1 protein-coding gene is annotated in these 1,003 nt (G+C 63.0%); it reads right to left on the reverse strand.

Going from position 1 to position 1,003, the window contains the following annotated elements:
* On the reverse strand, positions 1-853 hold an 853-nt coding region (locus AWB74_RS44835; RefSeq protein WP_061152840.1), incomplete at its 3' end, for a DNA-binding protein.
* Positions 854-1,003: the final 150 nt, after the last annotated feature.

Genomic DNA, 1,003 nt, shown 5'->3' on the forward strand with positions numbered 1-1,003 from the left:
GCGCGGCCAGTTTGCCTTGCAGCACCCCGGTCTGATGGCGGGCATCACCCTGCTGCTCCTGCAGCGCGTCGACGGTGCGACGATGTTCGGCCTCGCGCTTGTCGGCGCGCTTGGCCGCCTCGGCCAGTTCTTTCTGAACCTTGGCCGCCGCGCTGCGTTCGCGATCGATTTCCAGCAGGGCTCGCTTTTCCGTCGCGCGTAAGCGCTCCTCGGCCCGATGGGCCGTCTCCCGGAGTTTCTCCAGATCATGCGAAAACGTGTCGCGTACCTTCTCCAACTCCCGCTCGCGCGCAACGGCCTCTTCGCCAAGCCGCTTGATCTGCGCTTCAAGCGCTTTGCGCGTGGCGGCCTCTTCGGCCTGCTGCCACTCGAGCTCCCGAATCTCGACCTGCGCAGCCAGCAGCGCGGCGGTGCGTTGTTCGAGCGCGGTCTCGGTGCGTCCAAGCTCATCGCGTGCCGCAACGACCTTTTGCTCCGCGTCGGTTCGCTGCGCCTCGACCTCCTCGCGCAGCGCGGTCAGTTCAGCTTGTGCCGACGTGCTCGCTCGCGTCCACAACGCGCCAATCAGCTCACCAGCCGCCTCGCTGAGATCGGGCGGCAGATCCGGATGCTCGATGCGCACCCGGCTCTTCTCGCGCAATTCCGCCCAGAACTCGCTGAGCACCGACGCCGGCGTGCTCATGGTGCCGCGTCGTACCAGGTTGTAGAGGCGATTGGCGGTTGGGGCGACGCCGAAGCGAAAGAACAGCAGCGCGCAGACCTCGCGATAGAGCTCGCGCGTCTTCGGGAATTTGACCTTCAGGCGCTCGATATCGGCCGCCAGGCGGACCTCGTCGGAGAGAACGTCGGACATGGACGCAAAGGAGGAGGCAATGCCCAAATACTACAACGTATTTCGCACGAAATCTAACGTTCTAGAGTTATGAATTTGACATTAATCCTATAATGTCTAGGACTGGTATATACGGATCTGTTGCGTTCGTGCGAGTGGATCGGCGCTTTC

Origin of the sequence: Caballeronia arvi (assembly GCF_001544695.2) — a bacterium.
Taxonomy (GTDB): domain Bacteria; phylum Pseudomonadota; class Gammaproteobacteria; order Burkholderiales; family Burkholderiaceae; genus Caballeronia; species Caballeronia arvi.